Below are 415 nucleotides of genomic sequence, written 5' to 3' on the forward strand. Positions count from 1 at the left end.
AGTAAGAATGTAGATAGTTGGTGTGAGTATTTTGGGGTAAAGAGTTGTTTTTCCGAAAGTGAAGAAGGCTTTTTCCGTCCTGTGAAAATAGATTTGTTTCCGGTGAGGTTTGTTTTAGAAGAAGACTTGAAAAATGATGAGAAAATGGTTGAGGAAGCTGCAGTTTTTATAAAGGGACCATATTCTAAAAAAAATAAAAAAGAGGCATTCTCTGATAAAAAAAGGTTCTTATTGAAATATCGATCTTACTGCAAAGAACATGAAAAACATAAAAAAGATACCCTTTTAATAAAAGGGCATGGCCAGTTTTCACCAATTAAAAATGTAAAAGAAGAAGTTGTGTACCCATTAGTTTTGAGTGATTTTGAGGGGTTAAAAATTAAAGTTCCAAATAAAATTAATGAGTATCTTATAA

The 415-nt window shown here is 30.8% G+C and carries 1 protein-coding gene; it reads left to right on the plus strand.

What is annotated here, in order from left to right:
• The coding region (locus tag BCT81_RS29140; protein WP_157938854.1) for a hypothetical protein at positions 1-415 on the plus strand (415 nt) is incomplete at both ends.

This window comes from Vibrio sp. 10N.261.52.A1 (assembly GCF_002876325.1).
In the GTDB taxonomy this organism is placed as follows: domain Bacteria; phylum Pseudomonadota; class Gammaproteobacteria; order Enterobacterales; family Vibrionaceae; genus Vibrio; species Vibrio chagasii.